This is a genomic window from Bacillus sp. T33-2 (assembly GCF_002860205.1).
GTDB lineage: Bacteria > Bacillota > Bacilli > Bacillales > Cytobacillaceae > T33-2.
On the sequence record NZ_PGVB01000022.1, the window covers coordinates 46,686 to 67,100 of the forward strand.

The window sequence follows — 20,415 nt, forward strand, 5'->3', positions numbered from 1 at the left end:
GTCGACAGACGATGTTACTTTGTCAACACATAAAAATTCACTGGAATCCCTTGTACAGAATTCTTATGAAAACCGGTGACTTTCCACCCCTTCTGGAACATTCCTAAAAAAATGTCCCTGGTTACCATCCGCCATTTCAGGGCAGCTTCACTGTCAGCTTCTTTAATGGCTTGGAAAGCCTTCGGAATCGGGACATAGGCCGTCTCCTGCTGCTCTGACTGCAACACATTCGTGCGTGAAGGAATTGGCAGTCCTTCTTCATTGACTTCCCATTGAATGACAGATTTCTCCAGCAATACGTCAAGTTCCACTTCATGTGTGCTGGACGTTGCGCCACCCTCGCTGTTGATATGCCATTCAACAAGAAATCGGTCGGACGGCATTCCATTGTTCAGAAGATCATCCATTTCCCCATAACAGTTTTCTATATATGTCGAACAGACACCGCCAAGCTTTGCGATATTTAAATATCCATTTACGCTCTGCAGCGGATCATATGTCCAGGTGATGAGCGAATATCCAAGCTTGCGCGCTTCCTCACGCTGCGCAAGCTTCAATTTCTCGCCGATTTTTTTGTTCCGGAACTGTTCATCTGTTGCAAGGATATGTGAGCATAGATACACCGAGGTCCCGTTGAACCCTGGAAAACTGTATTGAAAGCCTATCAGCTCCTGGTTGATATACGCACCCAGCACCAATCCGCCGTTTTTCACTGCGGTGATCGTCTGGTGGGTCGGGACGGAATCATCTCCGCCCCAGATTTTGCTTTCCAGCTCCCTGACTTCCTCAAGCTCTTCAATTAAGTGAAGGGAACGGATCTCAATCTCTTCAGACTGCATCATGATCATCCCCCTATGTTATTCCCGGCTGAAATCAGCCTGTTTTAATGGAACAATTTTTGTCTTGTTGACGATTTTATACCCAAGAAACACTATTAAAAATAGAGGCAGTCCTATATAGGAGACAATCGCTCCATACCAATCGATCTCTGGGCCGAAAAACGCGCCGAAATTTTGTCCCAATATCGCAACCAAACATAGAACCGTCGCCAAAATCGGCCCGAATGGATACCATTTTGAAACGTAAGGAAGCTCGCTTAAATCTCTTCCCTGGGCGATGAAGGCTTTCCTGAACCGATAATGTGTAATGGAAATGCCCAGCCAGGAGATAAAGCCTGCAAGACCTGACGCGTTCAAGAGCCAAGTATATACTGTGCCTTCCCCGAAAAGAGATGTCAGGAAAGCCGCAGTGCCAATAAACGCTGAAACATACAAGGCATTAGCCGGGATGCCACGCTTATTTACCTTTTTCAAGAATGCCGGTGCCTTTCCTTCTTCCGCAAGCACCCACAGGACGCGGGAGGCAGCATACAGGGCAGAGTTGCCGGCTGATAAAATGGCTGTAAGGATTACTGCATTCATAACGGCTGCAGCAAAAGCGAGCCCCGCATGTTCAAAGACAAGCGTGAACGGGCTTACCGCTATGTTATCAAGATCGGCATCCAGCAATTGGGGGTCGTTATAGCTGATCAGACAGCCAATGACAAAGATGGCAAGCACATAGAATAAAAGAAGACGCCAAAAGATCTGTTTAACTGCCTTGGGCATGTTTTTCTCGGGATTTTCACTTTCACCAGCGGCAATTCCGACAAGTTCAGTTCCCTGGAAGGCGAAGCCCACAATCATAAATACACTGATGATAGACAAGAAACCGCCTGTGAATGGTGCCTCGCCTTTTGTGAAATTCTCAAATCCGCCCGCGTTTCCGTTCATGATTCCAAAAATCATCAACAAACCGACAACGATGAATATGATGATTGTTGCCACCTTTATGATTGAAAACCAGAACTCTGACTCACCGTAGCCTTTAACAGATAAAATGTTAAAAGAAAAAATGAGGGCCAGGAACAATACGCTCCAAATGATGCCGGGAACATCAGGCAGCCAGTACTTCATAAGGAGCGCAGATGCTGACAGTTCAAGGGCAACGATGATGGCGTTGTTATACCAATAATTCCAGCCGATGGCAAACCCCAGGGCAGGGTCGACAAACCTTGATGTGTAAGTGCTGAAAGAACCGGTAACCGGAATGAATGCCGCCATCTCACCTAGGCTCATCATTAAAAAATAAACCATGATCCCGGCAATGATGTATGCAGCGAGCGCTCCTCCCGGCCCGGCGGTCGCGATCGTTGTGCCGCTCGCCAAAAACAGGCCCGTCCCAATCGTCCCGCCGATTGCGATCATCGTCAAATGCCTTGTCTTCAGCTTTCTTTCCAAGTGTTCATGTGTCCCGGGCTGGGTGAACAATTTAGGTTTCACTTTTGTGTCTTCCATATTACACCTCTTCATTTATTTTTATTGTTTATATCTTCTATGTTTCTGATGCAAGCCATACCGTTTCGGTTAATATCTTCGCTCCGTACACCAGTGCTTCGAGGTTAAAATTCATTTGCGGATGGTGCAGGCCTGGAGACAGGCCACAACCCAATCCAATCATCGTCGCCTGCAATGATGGATTTTTGGCTGTGTAGAAATGAAAATCCTCACCGCCTTGGGATAAGCAGACTGGAATGACATTTTCTTTACCGATAATCTTTGCGATTGCCGATTCAGCCAGTTCCATCGCATTTTGATTCAAGGAGGCTGCCGGTACATATTCATCCAATGTCCAGTACAGACTTGCCCCGGTCTTTTCCTCTGCTATTTTGAAGGCTGCCTCTGCGCACTGGATAATCCGCTCCATTACTTCATTTGACTGGGCCCTCGCATCAATCGCGAAACGCGCTGTTTCGGGGATTACATTGGCTGCTTCGTTTTCTGTCTGGAGCTTTGTCATCTTGATCGAATAAGGAACCTCCGTATCGAGCTGGATCTGCTTCAGATCATGGACAAGCACCGCGGCTGCTTCAATGACGTTAATGCCCTCGTGTGGCCGGGCGGCGTGCGCCTGCCGGCCTTTGATGCTGCCGTTGATGGTTAATGCCGCACCATGCACGATGACAGGTGATGCCTTCATATAAGGCACTTCCGACTCGGGGCGGAGATGGACGCCAAATAAATAGGCAACATCCTTCAATGCTCCTTCAACCATCATTCGCAGGGCCCCTTCCCCCTTTTCCTCGGCAGGCTGAAAAATAAAACGGAGAGTGTGCCTCGGCGACATCCCGCTTGCGGCAATCGCAAGTGCCGTGTGCAGAACCATCGTGCTGTGGGCATCATGCCCGCATGAATGGTTTGGTTTTACCTTTCCATTGACTTCCTGGACGAGGGCATCCATATCTGCCCTTAATGCGACGACTTGATTCGTCTGTCCTGGTATTTCCGCAATGAGGCCGTAATGTCCGTGAAAGGTGTGTACGGTTAATCCGGCCCGTTGCAGGCAGCCCTTTATGTATTCGGACGTCTTCGCTTCCTCCCAGCTGGGCTCCGCAAGGGTGTGGAGGTTGTGGTAAGTCTTCATTAATGATTCTCTATGCTGGTCGAAGTAGTCTATTGGATTCAATAATCTCACCTCTTATTCTCTTAACCGCTACTCAACAAACACTTCATAGTTCGAATATAGCTTTTCTAATTTTTGCTGGTGAACCTGGGCCCTTTTGTGGTCTTTTTCAAGAATGCCCTCAATGATCAATTCTAGTAAGCTTATAACGGAAGCGATTGAATTCGTTCCTGTTTGTGCATTTTCTTCAGTCGCAAGAGTAATATATGCGAGCTGGCCAACCGGGGAAAGCAGGCGGTCTGTGATCGAAATGAGCCTGACTTTATGTTCTTTCGCACACTCTGCAATTTTCAGCGTTTCAGGTGCATACCTTGGAAAGGAAAAAACGACGACAACAGATTTGCTTGTCAGATTGGAGAATTTCTCATAGAAATCACCCGCGGTTGAGCATAAGCTCACATTTCCCCTGAGGGAGCTCAGAATATACGAGAACCAGTAGGCTGCCGCATGGGAAATCCGGTAACCTGCAATCAAAACCTGGTCCGCCTGTATGAGGGAATCGACAGTTTTCCAAATATCCTCTATGTTTGTAGGGTTCAACATTTGGCGGAGTATATGAATTTCGTTTTCAATCACTTTTGCAAACGGGTCGTTTGTGGCATTTGCCTGTTGCTTGCCTGTCCCCGGCACTTTATCCGTCTTGTTTTGTTTAAGCAGGTGATCTTGAATGTTAGACTGCATTTCACTAAAACTATCAAATCCCAATGCATAGGAAAGCCTGATGACAGTCGTCTCACTGACCTTCGCCTCTTTCCCAATCTGAAAAGCAGTTTTAAAAGCGGCTTCCTCAAGATTACGTATCAGATAAGCGGCCACTTTTTTCTGGCCAGCCGATAAATGTGCAAACTTTTGTTTCACCAATGTCTTAAAAGGAAGCTTTTCCATATGTCCGCTCCTTCCATTTGAATGAAGGAAATCCTTCACCCATGATGATATGAAGAAGTTATTTCTTCGAATAACTATACATTATCATAAATAAACAATCAATAAAAAGACTTTTTTGATTATTATATAAACTCAATCTGGCCTAGGAATATTGAAAAAGGCTTCCAGAGACATAAGTCCTGAAGCCTTTTTTGTGAATGGCTAAATATACGTGTCATATCCATTTTTCTTTACGTTGTTTTCGCTTGTTGTTCACCCTGAAATAATTAAGGCTCCCCAAATTAGGAAGCCCCCTTCATTATTTGTCTAGTATTCTAAGAAGCCGCAAACCATTAAGTGTGACAATCAGTGTCGCACCCATATCCGCGAATATCGCAATCCAAAGAGTGAGCCAGCCAGGAATCACTAATAAAAGAGCGAACAGCTTGATCCCGAGTGAGAAAGCGATGTTTTGTTTAATGATGCCTAATGTTTTTCTGCTGAGTTTTAGCGTAAAAGGTAATTTCCCAAGGTCATCAGCCATTAAAGCGATATCAGCTGTCTCTAGCGCTGTATCTGTTCCCGCCCCGCCCATTGCAATTCCGACTGTTGAGGCAGCCAGCGCAGGGGCATCATTCACACCATCCCCCACCATGGCTACCTTATTGTGCTTTTCTTTTAACTCTTTAATGAAAGCCAGTTTACCATGTGGGAGGAGTTCGGCCTTGATGTCGGAAACGCCGGCCTGTTCACCAATGGCATGGGCTGTTCCTGTATTATCTCCCGTCAGCATGATCGTCTTTTGAATTCCAAGGGCATGCAGCCTCTTGATAACATCTTTGCTGTTTGCCCTAAGTTCATCCGCAACCGCCACCAAGGCCAACACTTCATTTTCCGTACCTGCCACCATAACCGTTTTCCCCTCGTTTTGCAGCGTGGCTACCGTTTGTTTTAAATATGAAGGGATGCCAGTAGTGATCAGCTCTTCAAACAAATTTGGGCTCCCTATATGGTAGGTTATATCCCCCACTTGCCCTTTGATCCCTTTGCCTGTAATCGAGGCAAATCCTTCAACGGCCATGCTCTGGTATGGCAGGTTTTCTTTTTCGGCTTTTCTTATGAACGCCGAAGCCAGTGGATGCTGTGATCCATATTCCAGAGCGGCAATAATAGTAAGCAGATCATTGGCATCATAGTTTCCTTGTGGAAGGTAGTCCGTCACGACAGGAACACCTTTGGTCAAGGTGCCGGTTTTGTCGAAGGCTATAGCCTTAACGGCTCCCATTTGTTCCAGATGGATTCCGCCTTTAATTAATACGCCATTTCGGGCAGCATTTCCGATCGCTGTCACAATGGCAACAGGCGTCGATATGACAAGAGCACAAGGGCAACCGACTACGAGTACGGCCAGGCCTTGGTAAATCCACTTATCCCAATCCCCTCCAAAGAATAACGGAGGCAGTATCGCAACACCGAAAGCAACGAGTATGATCACAGGGGTATAGTATTTGGCAAACCGGTCCACAAATGCCTGGGAAGGTGCCCGTTCTGCCTGGGCCTCTTCGACCAAATGAATGATTTTGGCAATCGTCGTATCGTCAACACGTCTGGTCACACGTATTTCAATGAGACCCTCTTCATTTAAGGTCCCAGCAAAAACTTCATCCCCTAACGCTTTGAAGACAGGCACCGACTCCCCAGTGATGGCCGCCTGATTAATGGAAGATGATCCTTTAACCACGATTCCGTCCATGGCGATTTTTTGTCCTGGTTTCACAATCATGATATCGCCCACTTGAATTTGGTCGACGCCCACAGTGACTTCCAGATTCCCACTCCGGATTAAAGCTTCTTTTGGAGCGATATCCATCAAGGAGCGAATCGATTGCCGAGCCTTATCCATCGAGTACGTTTCAAGAGCCTCACTAATCGCGAACAGGATGACAACTGCCGCCCCTTCTCCCCATTCCCCAATGAATGCCGCCCCGATCACAGCTATGGTCATGAGGGTTTTCATGTCAAACTCAAATCGGATTAAATTTTTAAACCCTGTAGTAAACAGGCGATAACCGCCTATTATAATAGCTGCTGCGTATGATATAACAGCCGTGGTGCTTGCCTCTCCGTTAAAATGGCCTGATAACCATCCAATGACTAGCAAAACTAAAGAGGCGATTACAGTTGAATGCTTTTTTAAAAATGGCTCTTTCATGTCTTCAAACCGCTGGTTTTCATGAATTACTTTTAAATTTTCAAAGGCACCTGCTTTTTCCAGATCTTTGATGGTTGTTTCACCATAAACCGTCAGTTTAGAGGCACCAAAATTTACACTTGCATCAGAAACACCATCCAGGTGTTTTACGTTCGTTTCGAACTTTGCCGCACAGCCAGCTCAGCTGAAACCCTGTATCCTGTATACCGTCTTTTCTGCTGAACTTTCCAACGCCTTATCCAATTGTCCTGGCCTCCCTTTGATGCGCAAAGGCGATTTCTATCAATTGTTTAACATGATCGTCATCCAAAGCGTAAAAAACTAATTTTCCTTCTTTCCGGTATTTTGCCAGTCCTTGATTCCTGAGCAGCCGTAAATGATGGGAAGCAGTAGCAGTCGTGCAGCCCACGATATTGGCGACATCACACACACAGAGCTCCTCTTCCCTGCTTAGTGCATAAGCAATTTTGATTCTTGTATCGTCAGACAGGGCTTTAAAAATCTGGACAACCGCCATAGTATTTTGATTCGAAATCGAATCCTTAACCCGGCTTACTTTTTCCTCATCCACACAAGTCACTTCGCAATTGTCATCATGCTTCAATTGTCTTCACCTCGGATTAGTCAAACATTCATTTGAATATTAGTATATGCCATATTATGCTAACGGTCAAATAAATGTTTGAATATTTATTCAAAAATATAATTTTTCTAATATAAAAAGAGCAACAACCAAAATGATTGTTGCTCTGCCCATCTACTATTCTTTCCTCAGCTATCAACCTGTATTGCGCATCCCGGCCGATACGCCGCTGATGGTCAACAGAACCTGGGTTAACAGCTCGTCATCCGGTTCTTCCTGGCTGCGAAGCTCTTTGATCAGTTCCACCTGAATGAAGTTCAGCGGGTCAACATACGGGTTGCGACGGTAAACGGAATCCTTTATGTTCGGCGTGTGGTCAAGCAGTTCTTCATCGCAGGTAATTTTCAGGAGAATGTCTTTCGTTTTGCTGTACTCCTCGACGATATTGTTAAAAATCCGCTCACCAATTGTTTTGTCCTCCACGAGTGACGTATATTCTTTCGCAGTGGTGATGTCAGCTTTCATAAGGGCCATCTGCAGATTGTCAATCGTGGACCTGAAGAATGGCCATTCCTTGTACATTTCCTGCAAGATTTTTAAATTTGCTGCACTCTTAGAGGCGAAGCTTTCCAAGCCTGAACCTGCGGCATACCATGCCGGGAACAGCTGGCGGCTCTGTGTCCATGCAAACACCCATGGAATGGCCCTGAGATTTTCAAACTTGCTGCTGTTCTTTCGGCTCATTGGGCGCGAACCGATATGCAGCTCGCCAAGTTCTTTTAATGGCGTAGCCTGGTTGAAATAGGTGATGAAATCTGGGTCTGCAAATACGAGCGACTGGTATTTCCGTAAGGCAACGTCAGAGATTTCTTCGATTGCATCGACCCACCTGGGATCCCTGATGTGCCCCTGCTCAGATTCCTTTGAAACATGGGCAGCTGTTTGCAGCAAGGTTGATGTCGCCTGTTCCAGGCTTCGGTACGCAATGTCCTCGAGCAGGTACCTTGAGGAGAGAACTTCCCCCTGCTCAGTGATCTTTACCCCATCCCCGAGGGTTTCAGCCGGCTGCGACAACAGGCTCCTGTTTAAAGGGCCGCCGCCGCGCCCGAGCGAACCGCCTCTCCCATGGAAAAATTTAAGGCTAATATGATATTTTTTCGCCATTTCATGAATTTCAAGCTGGGCCTTGTATAGTTTCCAGTTTGCAGTCATCGTACCGCCATCCTTGCTGCCGTCTGAATAGCCGAGCATGATTTCCTGCTGGTCGCCCATATGGCGTAAATGGTTGCGGTAAACAGGCATCCGGAACAGTGTTTCCATGATTTTCGGGCCTGCCGTCAAATCATCGATCGTTTCCAGCAGCGGCGCCACATTCAAGTCAGACTCAACCGTTCCATCGGCATGGAGGCGGTAAATGCCTGCCTCTTTCGCAAGCAGAAGAACCTCCAGTAAATCACTCACCGATTCAGTCATGCTGACCAGGTAAACTGTGATCGACCGTTTTCCAAATTCAATATGGGCCTTGTTGATCAATTTAAATACTTCAATCATCTGCTGTGTTTCCTTGGAATAGTCTTCATGCAGCAGCAATAACGGCCGCGGATCCTGGAGTAGGTTTTGCAAAAGATTGACCTTTTCATCTTCCGTAAGCGATGCATAATCCTCTGCTATTTTAACTTTTCGCAATATTTCAGAGATGGCTGCCTCATGTTCACCGCTATGATTGCGGATATCCAGGGTGGCGAGGTGGAAACCAAATAACTGCACCTGCCTGATCAGCTTTTGAAGCATTTTCAGGTTGTGATTATCAGGATGATGCTGATAAATGCTCCGTTTAATCTGGAGTAGATCCTCCAGCATTTCATCTGATGTGCGATATCCCACCCCTGATTGTCCCGCTTGTTTCAGGCGTTCAAGGATAATCGCATATTTTCGGCGGTAAACTTCCGCTTCCACCGGCCACTTTTTGTCGTCTTTTAAGTATTTGTCCTCCCCTTCAAGCACTGACTGAATCAGTTCTTCACTAACTTTTACCCTGGTGGTCGAATGGCTAGATCTCTTCATCAATTCAACAAGCACGGCTTTGTATTTTTTTAACACAAGCCGACGCTGCTTCTGAAGAGTTTCCCACGTCACTTCAGGGGTTACATTCGGATTTCCATCCCGGTCGCCGCCTATCCATGATCCGAAACGGAGAAAATGCGGCACATCCCACTTCTGTTCCGGATAATGCTCTGAAAGGCAATCCTCGACTTCCTGATGGATATCCGGAAGGACATCGAACAAAGTCTGGTCAAAGTAATATAAACCGTTGCGCACCTCATCAATGACAGTTGGCTTGCGATGACGCAGCTCATCTGTTTGCCAGAGGACGGTCACCTCATTGAACAGGCTTTCCTGCAGCTTTTTGCGCTCTTTTTTTGCGAGCAGAGGATTGTCGAGGTTTTGCAGGATGGTGGCAAGCCTTTTTTGGATTTCAAGAATAGAACGTTTTGTTGCCTCCGTCGGATGGGCTGTTATCACCAGCTCAAGCGACAAGCTTTTTAGCACATTTTGAATAATTTCCGCAGTGATCTGATTGTCCTTCAATGACAGGATCGCGCTTTCGATCGACCAAGGCTGGACATTTACATCTGACTGAAGCTGGTACTCCCTGCGGCGCCGAATCCTGTGATTTTGTTCAGCCGCATTGATTAGATGGAAATAAACTGAAAACGCGCGTATGATTTGTTTCCTCATCGGCGTCCCAAGATTGGCAATTTCTTGTTTCAGCATTGCATATGTTTCTTTTTTATAATCATTTCGAAGCGTTTTGCACATTAGCCGGATCTTTTCCACTTTGTTTAACAGCTCAGTCCCGCCATGAAACACAAGAATTTCCCCAAGAATGTTCCCTAGCATTTTTACATCCCGCCTGAGCGGAAGACTGCTGTCATTAATCTGCAATTCTGTTGCCATTGTGTCTCCTTCCCTTGTAAAACCGTTTCGAGAATTTTTTAAATATTAATATAACATACCTTCATGAATTATGTCCTTACTAACTTACTTGCTAATCAGTAAAAATTATATATTTTATGATAACATGCAGGCAAATTAGAAGACGAGAGAACCCTTTTCCCTTTTTTGAGGGATTCGAAACTGATTGCATTAATTATAACGAATAACGCTATATTCAAAAAACAGGACTTTGTTTCCTTTTAGGTTATGCCAATGAATGGAAAGGGCAAAGCTAACTGTATCATTATGAACACGAAAGGATAAACCATGAAATCCCATCTTCCATATGTCAATAAACTGATTTACTTCATTCAAACTAAACTAAGCTGTGAGTTGCCGGATGACATATTAAACGACATCAACTGCGCACTTCATGATTTTGGCAGGGAATGCTGCGCCGTGGCTGAGAGGGAGAAATCGTATTGGAGGGACATGGCTTTAAGCCAATTATCTGGTCGAATAGATCGGTTCTAATCGACTTTTTGCACAGGGAATCCGTCTGTTTTGTCCAATAGAGCGATTCTAACCGATTTAGGCTGCCGAATTCCTCGATAATGACCAATGGAAAGATACTAGCAGGTTAAACACAGTTCAGTCGCTTCATTACGTTGATTAGAAAGGTTCTACGATGTGCTCCATGCCACATCTATTAAATACAAGAAAACAAAAGCCCCCTGTGTACGCTACAGGAGGCTTTTGTCGTTCATGCCGATATTTCAATTTCGATCCATCTCATGATGCCATTAAACTGCTTTTTTTCCAAATAAACTGGTTTATAGGTATAAAATTCACTGAGCCGCAGATTTTCAAAGCCTTCAAGCTCATCGACCATTTTTTCAATACGGGACTTTTGCCCTTCTGTAACAGGCTCGCTGGTCTTTTTCCTTGACAGGACGATCGTGATTTTGCCGGTGTCAAGGTGCTTTTGTGGTATTCCTGATCTGGCAAGACGGTTTAGCTTGCGGTTTACTTCCCAGAGGAACACGCCTTCGACTGTTTTCAGGGAATGTTTTATTTGTGAAATTGTGGTTTTGTATGTATCCCTTTTTTGCCTGAAATCATTCATCTTGTCCGTTTTCAGCTTAACGAAGAATCCTTTAAATGCCTCCATCTTTCCGTTCGGTCCGGAGCTGGGGGCAGCCGCTGTATTTTTTACATCCTGTAACATTGTTCGCCTCCAAATAAGTATTCCCATATATAATTATACGAAATCATTGATGGTTTTTGGGGGTTGTGGCGAGACTGCATTATTTGCCAATTCGCAAGATCCATGTGTTTGTCCTTCATTTTTTCGGCAAAAGCTTGAATAACCTGCGTGTGACAGTATCCCGCTTTTCACTGGTTCTTTTCTTTTTAATATATTGGTCAATCAAATGATTCAACCTGCCCAATTGGAAAGCGTAGTCAAAAATAATCGACCCGATGACGACCAGACGAAGCTTTTCTCCCTGGTCCGCCCGATATGCCTCCATAACTTCTTCCAGAAATGAGCCGCTGTCCTGGATCATTTCGTCCTCATTACCTGGCTGGTTGGCCTTGATTTTGCCATCAAATTTCAGCAGGATCATTTCGTGGTAGGAAATCAATTGCTCCAGCTGGCGGTCAAACAGCAGGCTCGCTTCCTCATCAGGATTGGTCTGGAAAAAATGGTCCTCTATTATATCTAATAGCTCGAGCCCCTGTTGCAGGCAGGTAAGCATCTGTTTGAACACGACAATTTCACGGACGTCCAATGGCTTCAGTTTCGAAATTTTTTCGCGTTCTTCATCAAGGATCTTATACAAATCTTCCATTCTTGATATATCGCTTCTCAGCTTGTCCCATTGTTCCCTGAATGATTTTTCCACCATTTCATTTGAAATTGCAGTACGCAGCAGCAGGGACATATTCCGGAACGTTGATTCAGCTTTCTCCATAAAGTTCTCTTTATAATTTGGAGGCGCCACAAGGATATTTACCAGGAACGCAGAACCCATGCCCACCAGGACCACAACCAGCTTTTCTGCTGCAGCCAGGAGCCCTTCATAGGCAGGAGCGCTCATCATCACCAGGACTGTAATTAACGTCAGGGAGATTGCACCCTCCATGTTAAGCTTTAAACATACCAAAATAACGATGATCATGACTAGGCCAATGATGATCGGGCTATTACCAAAAACATAAATCGATGCCAAGGCGATTGCAGCTCCCAAAACATTTGCCTGCACTTGTTCCAGAACCTGTTTCCATGACCGGTATATTGACGGCTGGATTGTAAAAGTGGCTGCGACGCCCGCAAACACTGGCTTTTCCAGTCCCAGCCATTGAGTGATATATAATGCCAGCACAACTGCCAAGCCTGTTTTTAATATACGGGGGCCAAGAGTCACCAAAAGCCTGTCCTCCATTCCTTACAAAACATCATCCAAAATTGGCTGCTCATATTTTTGCCTAAATTGCCGTTTGGGAAACAAACACGTCCAACCGAAAAGGGTCGTGCTTCACAGGAATGCCAGGTCGGTTGTGTTCGGATTTATTCTATTCGACGATTAATGATAGTACCCATTGAGTTATCCGCATCTTAATAAGCAGCGGGAAGCCCGTGCTGCGTGCCTGGTCTGCGTGCAGTACTACAGTACCCATTTCCTGATTGCTTGAGCAACTCCACTCTCATTGTTCGTCCCAGTTACCCAATCGGCTGCTTCCTTTACTGCTGGCTGCGCATTACCCATCGCGATCCCGAGCCCTGCTTCTTTGATCATTGCCATATCATTCAGGCTGTCGCCTACAGCCATTACATTGTCCATCGAGATGCCAAGCAATTCGCATACATTCCGCAGCCCTTTTGCCTTATTAATCCCAATCGCGTTCACTTCTATGTTGACCGGGCTGGAATTGCTTATTTCAAATGCCTGCCGTGCCGAAAGATCGTTCATGATTTTCTCCCGTATCAAATCGTCTTCGATATTGAAACCGAATTTCAGCCACTGCTTTCCATGGAAATCCTCTGGCATCTCATCGTGCCAGGTGCCATCTGTACTGATCGCCCAGAACCCTGTTTTATGTTCTTTTGAAAGATCCCACATCCATTGCATATGGTCTGTACTGACCTGATTTCGTTCTACCAGCTCACCTGACGGGCCCCAAATCTCGCTTCCATTCACGGTAACCAAGTATGAAGAGAGCTCAAGGGATACGGCGTAATCACGGCAAGTATTCAGGCTTCGGCCTGTACTGAGTACGACAGTGGCCCCTTTTGCCTCTGCCTCTTTGATGGCTGACTTGTTCTCTTCAGAAACTTCGTGATGATCATTAAGAAGAGTTCCATCCATATCAAGTGCTATCAATTTTACGTCTGCCAAATGTTTTTCCACAACAGTACCTCCCGATTAAGTAACAATCTATAATGTCTATAGTTAAAATATCATAACTTGACGAATTCTGCTAAAGCAGGGACTTAATGATCGCCCGCATCCACTCTCTAGCCAAGTGATTAATATCCAAATTGAGCAGATACAATTCCAATGCGTATCCGCAGCACAATAAATAAACCACTAAAACGCCTGGATCTATCTATTCATCCAAGCGTTCCACTCATTTATATGTGAATAATGTTAATTTTACTGGTTGACATTAAGGTTCAAGCTTTCGATTGCTTGCCTCACTGTAGCAAACGTCTTGATCGACGAAAAGTCGATTCCCTGCTGCACCGCAGTTTGAGCGACTTCCGCCCTCAGACCTGTAGCAATCGAATTGATCCCTAACAAACGCAGCACGTTATGGATATCAAAAATATGCTTGGCAACAGTTTCGTCAATCGTGATGATTCCGGAAAAATCAATGATCAAGCATTCTGTCTTGAGCTGGGCTACCTTTGGAACGGCCTTCTCAAGGATTAGGCTCGCCCGGTCATAATCTATCGACCCAACAAGTGGCAGAACGGCAAGTCCGTCCTGGATCGGGACTACTGGTGCCGATAATTCCATAACCTCTTGTTGCGTCCTTTTGATCGTCTTTTCTGTCTGGCGTTCAAAAGCGAAAATCGTTTCGTTCACGCTTAAATCAAGCATATAGTTGAGCCGCTTATTAAGCCATAACATGTCATCAGCAGTTAAATCATGCAGTTTCCACACCTCTGAGATCTTATCGACAAATACCAAACGGGTCGCGGGATAGCGAGTAATGACATCAGAAATTCTTCCCCCCCGGGCCGCTTCTCGCTCACCATTGGCCCTGCTCCATTCTACCAGGCCCTCTGGATCTTGTTTTCCATTTCCCATGAGTGATTCACCTAAAAATCCCAGGAACTCGGCGTACACTTGCTTTGCTCTGGCAATGTCGGAAGCGGGTATATCCATTTCAAGTTTCCGGATAATTTCTTCTGTAATTTGAATGGCTAATTCAGGGGCATGTTCTTTAAGATAGCCTGCAACAGCAGATATTGAGCTCAAACTTTACACGTCCTTTATGCTACTGAATGTTTTTTCTTTTTGTCCAATCTATTTTAGCGGAAACAATTTCATTAAATCAAATTATAACCAACAGGGGAAACAAACGACTGCACTGTAATGGGTCAAAGATAAAAGCCTGCCGAATTCAGCAGGCTTCATGAAGTCATTCCAGCATTTTAGTCGTGTGATAGTTTGCCATGAAGCTTTCAACAGCTTCCTCGGCAGTACCATTGGCATCGGGTATTTGAACAATCACCTCATTACGGTTCGGAATCGAGGTAACACTTGTATTTTCGAACCGGTAGATCGCGAGCTGAAGCCGCAGGTCATCTGCAATGATGTTTGCGTCGAATTGATCTTTCAGCAAATATCGATAATTTCTCAAGATAATACCATCCCTTCTTTTGGCTGTGATGGTATTATCGTTTCTCATTCTTCATTAATATATGAATGCATAAATATTATAGATGGATGCTCTTGCAAAGGTTTGCCATCTCGATAGCTGAAACAGCGGCATCCCAGCCTTTGTTGCCTGCTTTTGTGCCGGCCCTTTCGATCGCCTGTTCAATTGTTTCAGTCGTCAATATGCCAAAAATGACTGGTATTCCGGAATTCAGGGATGCTGCTGAAACCCCCTTTGCTGTTTCATTGCAGACATAATCAAAATGCGGGGTTGATCCACGGATCACTGTTCCTAATGTAATGATTGCGTCATACTTTTTGCTGCTTGCCAGCCTCTGTGCGACCAGCGGGATTTCAAATGCACCTGGCACCCATGCAATGTCGATATCTTCTTCACTTACACCATGCCTCTTTAACGCATCCTGTGCGCCGCCAAGCAGCTTTCCAGTAATGAATTCATTGAAACGGCCGACCACAACCGCCACTCTTAATCCTGATCCAACCAAATTCCCCTCATAAATGTTTCCCATTTTGTTTGCCCTCCTGAATTTTCTTTTTATTTAAAGTGAAGCAAGTGCCCCAGTTTTTTAAGTTTTGTTAAAGATGAAGCAAGTGCCCCAGTTTTTCAAATTTTGTCTTCAAATAATGTTCGTTATCTACCCGTGCTGCCATCTGGATCGGTACACGTTCGACGACTTCCAGTCCATAGCCCTTGAGCCCGGTGATTTTACGCGGATTATTGGTCAAAAGCCGGATTTTTGAAATTTCTAGATCTTTCAATATTTGCGCACCAATCCCGTATTCTCTCAGGTCCGCCTTGAACCCAAGCTTTTCATTGGCCTCAACTGTGTCAAAGCCTTCCTCCTGCAGCTTGTAAGCCCGCATTTTATTCAACAGGCCAATCCCGCGCCCTTCCTGCCTCATGTAGAGGAGGACGCCCTGGCCTGCTTCCTCTATCTGCCTTAAAGCGGAATGAAGCTGGGGTCCGCAATCACACCGGTAAGATCCAAATACATCGCCGGTCAGGCATTCTGAATGGACGCGCACCATCACTGGCACATCCGGATCGATATCACCTTTAACCAATGCGACATGCTCTTTGCCATCGACAACATTGGAGTATCCAACCGCTTTGAAATCCCCATATTCAGTCGGAAGCTTTATCTCCACTTCCCGTTTCACCAGCTTGTCTGTACGGTTCCGGTACTGGATCAAGTCCTTTATTGTAATCATTTTTAAATCGAATTGGTTAGCTATTCTTCTCAATTCAGGCACTCGGGCCATCGTTCCGTCTTCATTCATGATTTCACAGATGATGCCTGCCGGAGTTGCACCGCTCAATTTGGCAAGGTCAACTGCCGCCTCAGTGTGTCCAGCCCTTCGCAGGACGCCGCCAGCCTTCGCAACAAGTGGAAAAATATGCCCAGGCCTTTTGAAATCGGACGCAATTGAGTCGGGGCTGATTAATTCCCTGATTGTCGCAGCACGCTCGTGCGCCGAAATTCCTGTTGTTGAAAATTTATGGTCAACACTGACGGTGAACGCAGTGCCGTGGGGATCAGTGTTGAGGCTCGCCATCGGGCCAAGCTCAAGCCTTTCGGCAAGCTCCTGTTCAATCGGCACACAGACAAGCCCCCTGCCGTGTGTAACCATAAAATTGATGACCTCAGGTTCAGCCTTGTCAGCAAGCGCAATGAAATCTCCTTCATTCTCGCGGTCTTCATCGTCACATACAATGATGATCTTCCCGTCCCTTAAATCCGTTATCGCATCTTCGATAACATCGAACATATCCATCTCTCCTTATATAAATCCATTGTCCTTTAAAAATGCCTCTGATAAATTCGATTTTTGAGTGGCGTCCGGTCTCGCCGTCCGGCTGTAGAGAAAATGGCCCACATATTTGCCGATCATGTCACATTCTATATTCACAATATCCCCTGAGCCTTTTGAGCCAAGAATGGTTTCCGAGAGTGTATGGGGAATGAGCGACAACGTAAACCTTTTGTCCGAAACGCCAAATACGGTCAAGCTCGTCCCGTCCACGGCCACCGAACCTTTCAACACGATGTATCTCATGATATCCGGGGAGGTTTCGATTTCATAATAGACAGCATTTTCTACCTGTTTCCTGGATACAATAACCCCTGTTCCATCGACATGCCCTGTGACGAAATGGCCGCCAAACCTGCCCCCGGAAGCCATGGCCCGTTCAAGATTGACTCGTGATCCCCGCTTCAGCTGGCTGAGGCTCGTTGCCTTCACAGTCTCAGGCATAATGTCGACAGTGAATTGACCTTTAGTAAACGACGTCACAGTGAGGCATACTCCATTTACTGAAATGCTGTCACCGAAATGGACATCCTCCAGAATTTTACGGGCATTAATTGCCATTACAATTGCGTCACCCGTCTGGCTGATATTAGAAATAACCCCTGTTTCTTCAATAATACCTGTAAACATATCAAGCCTCTCCTTGCGTTTTCCTGGCAATGACTCTGATGTCACCGCCCAGTTTAGTCACGTCAACTATTTCAAGCCCAACCGCATCGCTCATCCTGCTGATCCCCTCTCCGCCAAAGGAGCCAGGTGCCTCCCTGCCCCCCAGCAGCTTTGGGGCAATGTAGGTAACGACTTGATCGAACGCGTTGTTTTTCAAAAAACTGCCATGGACCTCGGCCCCGCCCTCTACATAGAGAGAAGTTATCCCCCGTTGGCCCAGCTGTGCCAGTACGGCGGGCACCTCGACTTCTTCAGAATCAAGTTTAATGATGACAACCCCTTTGTCGATAAAAGCTTTTTTTAGGCGAGGATCAATAATATTACCTGTCATAATCCACACAGGAGCCTGTCCATCCGTAACGAAGTGTGAGTCCAGGGGCGTGCGGAGCCGTGAATCCAAAATAACCCTCACTGGATTTTTGCCACCGCCCCCCAACCTGGTTGTAAGGCTGGGATTGTCCTTTATAATGGTGTTGACTCCAACCAGGATCGCATCATGCCGGTGGCGGAACTGGTGGACATCTTCACGTGCTGGTTCACTAGTGATCCACTTGCTGTCACCTGTGGCCGTTGCCGTCTTCCCATCAAGCGTGACTGCTGACTTCAGCGTTACATATGGAAGACCCGTCTTTATGTAGTGGAAAAAGACACGATTTAATTCAGCTGCTTCCTGTCCAAGCAGACCGACCTCGACTGCCAGACCTGCGCGCTCCAGCTTTTCGAGTCCCTTTCCCGCCACCTCAGGGTTCGGGTCGGCTGTTGCTATGACTACCCGTTTAATTCCGGAATTGATGACCAGGTCGGCGCACGGAGGAGTCCTTCCATAGTGGCTGCATGGCTCCAGTGTCACATAAAGCGTGGCGCCTTCGGCGTTTTCTGCCGCCATCCGCACCGCATGGACTTCAGCATGTGGATCCCCAGCCTTTAGATGGGCACCCATTCCCACAATTTGATGATTTTTGACAAGTACAGCACCGACAACCGGATTGGGTGATGTCTGTCCTGCAGTTCCCTTTGCCAGCTGCAAGGCAAGCTTCATGTAGTCTTGATCATTCATCTTCATTCTCCTTCCCAATCCCAACAAAAAAGGACCCCAAAAGATCATTATCCTTCAGGGCCCTCGAATGTAAGCAAATTGAATACATATTCAAATAAGGGTTAGAAGAGGGCATACTTCCCCCAATGACAAACCCGCATTTTTTTGCTTATATTTTCCTTCTCCCATCCAGACTTTCACTGTCGGCCCTGGAGTTCCACCAGATCCACCGTTTAACAGGCAAATAACATCCGCAGCTTGGACAACACGTCCGCCACAGCAGGATAATGCCAGTTAACCGGGTCACGGACTAAGAAGCATTCGCTTCATCACCGCCGGTTGGGAATTGCACCCGACCCCGAAGGAATATGATATTAGATATGATTATAACTAATCCGGTGTATAAAGTGAAATTTAAAGATTTATATTATTATAAAATAGCAAAATTGACTGTTATTTTACAAAAAACGAAGACAAGCCACCTCCACTTGACTCCTTTTATCCCTATACAGAAGGCAAAAACGGGAAATTTCCTTAACACATATTTATTTGTTATACTATTATAGTAGCTTTTGATAGGTCAACGCTGGTAAAATAGCAACAGCCAGTTTATTCCTTAACAATTTTGTCACAAATTTTACTGCTACTTTATGTTATCATCATAAGCGTAGTGGAAACCTCACTCTATTGTTCTTTTATTTGTCGATTTGTTTAGCTTTTTGCCAAATCGGCTTTATTTTTGGAAAGTTTGTGAATATTTGAGCATCGTTCCCTAGTGTTTTACAAATCGCTTTCACAATATTTTCTGACTCACGAACATATGAGCAAAAAAATGATTCTAGACCCGAATGTGAAGGAACAACACGGGTCCATTAAAGAAAGGGGTACTTTTATGAAGTTAAAATGGGGTTTTCTTGCGGCGATTTTTACCATCCTCACAGCATTGACAGGCTGTGAACCTTTAATGGTACTGGATCCAAAAGGGCCAATGGCTAAAACGCAAGCTGATGACATCATGTTATCCATTTACATCATGTCATTTATCGTCCTTGCTGTCTTTGGAATCTTAATATTTATGTTGATTAAATATCGCGCTTCTAAACAAAGCAAAGATTATGAGCCGCCTCACATCGAAGGAAGTGCGCTTGTTGAAGCAATTTGTATCGGGATCCCGATTCTGATCGTCGCTTTCCTTTCCATTGTGTCTGTTAAATCCAACTATGAAGTTGAGGCAACACCAAAAGGCTATGAAGATAAAAAACCGTTGGTGGTTTATGCTTCATCGTCTAACTGGAAATGGCATTTCAGCTACCCGGAAGAAGGAATTGAGACAGTTAACTATCTGTACATCCCAACGGACCGCGCCCTTGAATTTAAACTTTATTCACATGGGCCTATTACAAGCTTCTGGATCCCTCAGCTTGGAGGACAAAAATATGCAATGAGCGACATGGTCACCACGTTACACCTTGCAGCTGACGTCCCTGGAGAATATTTTGGACGAAATGCAAACTTCAGCGGTAAAGGAACAGCTGAAAATACGTTTGACGTTAAGGCAATGCCTCAAGCAGAATTTGACGAATGGGTAAAAGAAGTGAAAGAAACTGCCAAGCCTTTGACAGAGGAAAAATTTGATGAACTTCTGGAGCCAGGACATCTTGGTAAGTCAACCTACATTGGAACCCATTTAGAATTCAGCCCACCGCCATCAGCTGCTAATGGCGGACATGACCATGGATCAGATGGTTCGGACGAACATTCAGATCATGAACATGCTGATCATGAATCACATGAGTCTGGCAACCATTCAGAACATGATCATGAATCACATGAGTCTGATGAACATGACAACCATTAATACATTTTAAGTTTCATAACAACTAGTTTC

General features: G+C 45.5%; 17 protein-coding genes and 1 riboswitch. Of the genes, 1 reads left to right on the plus strand and 16 read right to left on the minus strand.

Going from position 1 to position 20,415, the window contains the following annotated elements:
• Window positions 1-14: 14 nt before the first annotated feature.
• The 16 genes from CVD19_RS15510 to ribD all read right to left on the minus strand — a co-directional run bounded on the left by CVD19_RS15510 (window position 15) and on the right by ribD (window position 18,548).
• On the minus strand, window positions 15-842 hold the full coding sequence (locus tag CVD19_RS15510) for a GNAT family N-acetyltransferase (RefSeq protein ID WP_257985158.1): 828 nt from the start codon (window positions 840-842) through the stop codon (window positions 15-17).
• Between the two features lie 15 nt (window positions 843-857).
• On the minus strand, window positions 858-2,336 hold the full coding sequence (locus CVD19_RS15515; protein WP_142383538.1) for an amino acid permease: 1,479 nt from the start codon (window positions 2,334-2,336) through the stop codon (window positions 858-860).
• A 37-nt stretch (window positions 2,337-2,373) separates the two neighbouring features.
• Window positions 2,374-3,513: an amidohydrolase gene (locus tag CVD19_RS15520; RefSeq protein WP_308314876.1), complete on the minus strand. Its 1,140-nt coding sequence runs from the start codon at window positions 3,511-3,513 to the stop codon at window positions 2,374-2,376.
• A gap of 18 nt (window positions 3,514-3,531) precedes the next feature.
• Window positions 3,532-4,386, minus strand: coding sequence for a MurR/RpiR family transcriptional regulator (locus CVD19_RS15525; RefSeq protein WP_101583001.1), 855 nt, complete (start codon window positions 4,384-4,386; stop codon window positions 3,532-3,534).
• 298 nt (window positions 4,387-4,684) lie between these two features.
• Window positions 4,685-6,820: a heavy metal translocating P-type ATPase gene (locus tag CVD19_RS15530; RefSeq protein ID WP_101583003.1), complete on the minus strand. Its 2,136-nt coding sequence runs from the start codon at window positions 6,818-6,820 to the stop codon at window positions 4,685-4,687.
• Entirely contained in the window at window positions 6,813-7,181 is a 369-nt protein-coding gene (locus CVD19_RS15535) for an ArsR/SmtB family transcription factor (RefSeq protein WP_101583005.1), read from the minus strand. Before CVD19_RS15535 ends, CVD19_RS15530 begins: the two co-directional genes overlap by 8 nt.
• A gap of 174 nt (window positions 7,182-7,355) precedes the next feature.
• Window positions 7,356-10,118, minus strand: coding sequence for a phosphoenolpyruvate carboxylase (gene ppc, locus CVD19_RS15540; RefSeq protein ID WP_101583008.1), 2,763 nt, complete (start codon window positions 10,116-10,118; stop codon window positions 7,356-7,358).
• A gap of 742 nt (window positions 10,119-10,860) precedes the next feature.
• Entirely contained in the window at window positions 10,861-11,325 is a 465-nt protein-coding gene (locus CVD19_RS15545; protein WP_101583010.1) for a hypothetical protein, read from the minus strand.
• Window positions 11,326-11,440: 115 nt separating this feature from the next.
• Entirely contained in the window at window positions 11,441-12,526 is a 1,086-nt protein-coding gene (locus tag CVD19_RS15550) for an FUSC family protein (protein ID WP_101583191.1), read from the minus strand.
• Window positions 12,527-12,766: 240 nt separating this feature from the next.
• Window positions 12,767-13,510: a Cof-type HAD-IIB family hydrolase gene (locus CVD19_RS15555; protein WP_101583011.1), complete on the minus strand. Its 744-nt coding sequence runs from the start codon at window positions 13,508-13,510 to the stop codon at window positions 12,767-12,769.
• Between the two features lie 246 nt (window positions 13,511-13,756).
• Entirely contained in the window at window positions 13,757-14,587 is an 831-nt protein-coding gene (locus CVD19_RS15560) for an STAS domain-containing protein (protein ID WP_257985159.1), read from the minus strand.
• A gap of 163 nt (window positions 14,588-14,750) precedes the next feature.
• Window positions 14,751-14,972: a hypothetical protein gene (locus tag CVD19_RS15565; protein ID WP_101583013.1), complete on the minus strand. Its 222-nt coding sequence runs from the start codon at window positions 14,970-14,972 to the stop codon at window positions 14,751-14,753.
• Between the two features lie 76 nt (window positions 14,973-15,048).
• Complete coding sequence (gene ribH, locus CVD19_RS15570) at window positions 15,049-15,519, minus strand: 6,7-dimethyl-8-ribityllumazine synthase (RefSeq protein ID WP_101583016.1); 471 nt, start codon at window positions 15,517-15,519, stop codon at window positions 15,049-15,051.
• Window positions 15,520-15,586: 67 nt separating this feature from the next.
• Window positions 15,587-16,780, minus strand: a complete 1,194-nt coding sequence (locus CVD19_RS15575) for a bifunctional 3,4-dihydroxy-2-butanone-4-phosphate synthase/GTP cyclohydrolase II (RefSeq protein ID WP_101583018.1) — start codon at window positions 16,778-16,780, stop codon at window positions 15,587-15,589.
• Between the two features lie 12 nt (window positions 16,781-16,792).
• Window positions 16,793-17,452 (minus strand): riboflavin synthase, encoded by a 660-nt coding sequence (gene ribE, locus CVD19_RS15580; protein ID WP_101583021.1) that lies wholly within the window; start codon window positions 17,450-17,452, stop codon window positions 16,793-16,795.
• A 1-nt stretch (window position 17,453) separates the two neighbouring features.
• Complete coding sequence (gene ribD, locus CVD19_RS15585; protein WP_101583024.1) at window positions 17,454-18,548, minus strand: bifunctional diaminohydroxyphosphoribosylaminopyrimidine deaminase/5-amino-6-(5-phosphoribosylamino)uracil reductase RibD; 1,095 nt, start codon at window positions 18,546-18,548, stop codon at window positions 17,454-17,456.
• A 152-nt stretch (window positions 18,549-18,700) separates the two neighbouring features.
• Window positions 18,701-18,897, minus strand: a riboswitch (FMN riboswitch).
• Between the two features lie 522 nt (window positions 18,898-19,419).
• Here ribD and qoxA point away from each other — a divergent pair.
• Complete coding sequence (gene qoxA / locus CVD19_RS15590) at window positions 19,420-20,385, plus strand: cytochrome aa3 quinol oxidase subunit II (RefSeq protein ID WP_101583026.1); 966 nt, start codon at window positions 19,420-19,422, stop codon at window positions 20,383-20,385.
• The last annotated feature ends 30 nt before the right edge of the window (window positions 20,386-20,415 follow it).

What these genes read in the sequence shown, in the direction of transcription:
- ribD (WP_101583024.1), bottom strand. Translation starts at nt 18,548, where the DNA reads ATGAATGATCAAGACTACATGAAGCTTGCCTTGCAGCTGGCAAAGGGA.
- CVD19_RS15575 (WP_101583018.1), bottom strand. Translation starts at nt 16,780, where the DNA reads ATGTTCGATGTTATCGAAGATGCGATAACGGATTTAAGGGACGGGAAG.
- qoxA (WP_101583026.1), top strand. Translation starts at nt 19,420, where the DNA reads ATGAAGTTAAAATGGGGTTTTCTTGCGGCGATTTTTACCATCCTCACA.
- ribE (WP_101583021.1), bottom strand. Translation starts at nt 17,452, where the DNA reads ATGTTTACAGGTATTATTGAAGAAACAGGGGTTATTTCTAATATCAGC.
- CVD19_RS15525 (WP_101583001.1), bottom strand. Translation starts at nt 4,386, where the DNA reads ATGGAAAAGCTTCCTTTTAAGACATTGGTGAAACAAAAGTTTGCACAT.
- ppc (WP_101583008.1), bottom strand. Translation starts at nt 10,118, where the DNA reads ATGGCAACAGAATTGCAGATTAATGACAGCAGTCTTCCGCTCAGGCGG.
- CVD19_RS15510 (WP_257985158.1), bottom strand. Translation starts at nt 842, where the DNA reads ATGATGCAGTCTGAAGAGATTGAGATCCGTTCCCTTCACTTAATTGAA.
- CVD19_RS15545 (WP_101583010.1), bottom strand. Translation starts at nt 11,325, where the DNA reads ATGTTACAGGATGTAAAAAATACAGCGGCTGCCCCCAGCTCCGGACCG.
- CVD19_RS15515 (WP_142383538.1), bottom strand. Translation starts at nt 2,336, where the DNA reads ATGGAAGACACAAAAGTGAAACCTAAATTGTTCACCCAGCCCGGGACA.
- ribH (WP_101583016.1), bottom strand. Translation starts at nt 15,519, where the DNA reads ATGGGAAACATTTATGAGGGGAATTTGGTTGGATCAGGATTAAGAGTG.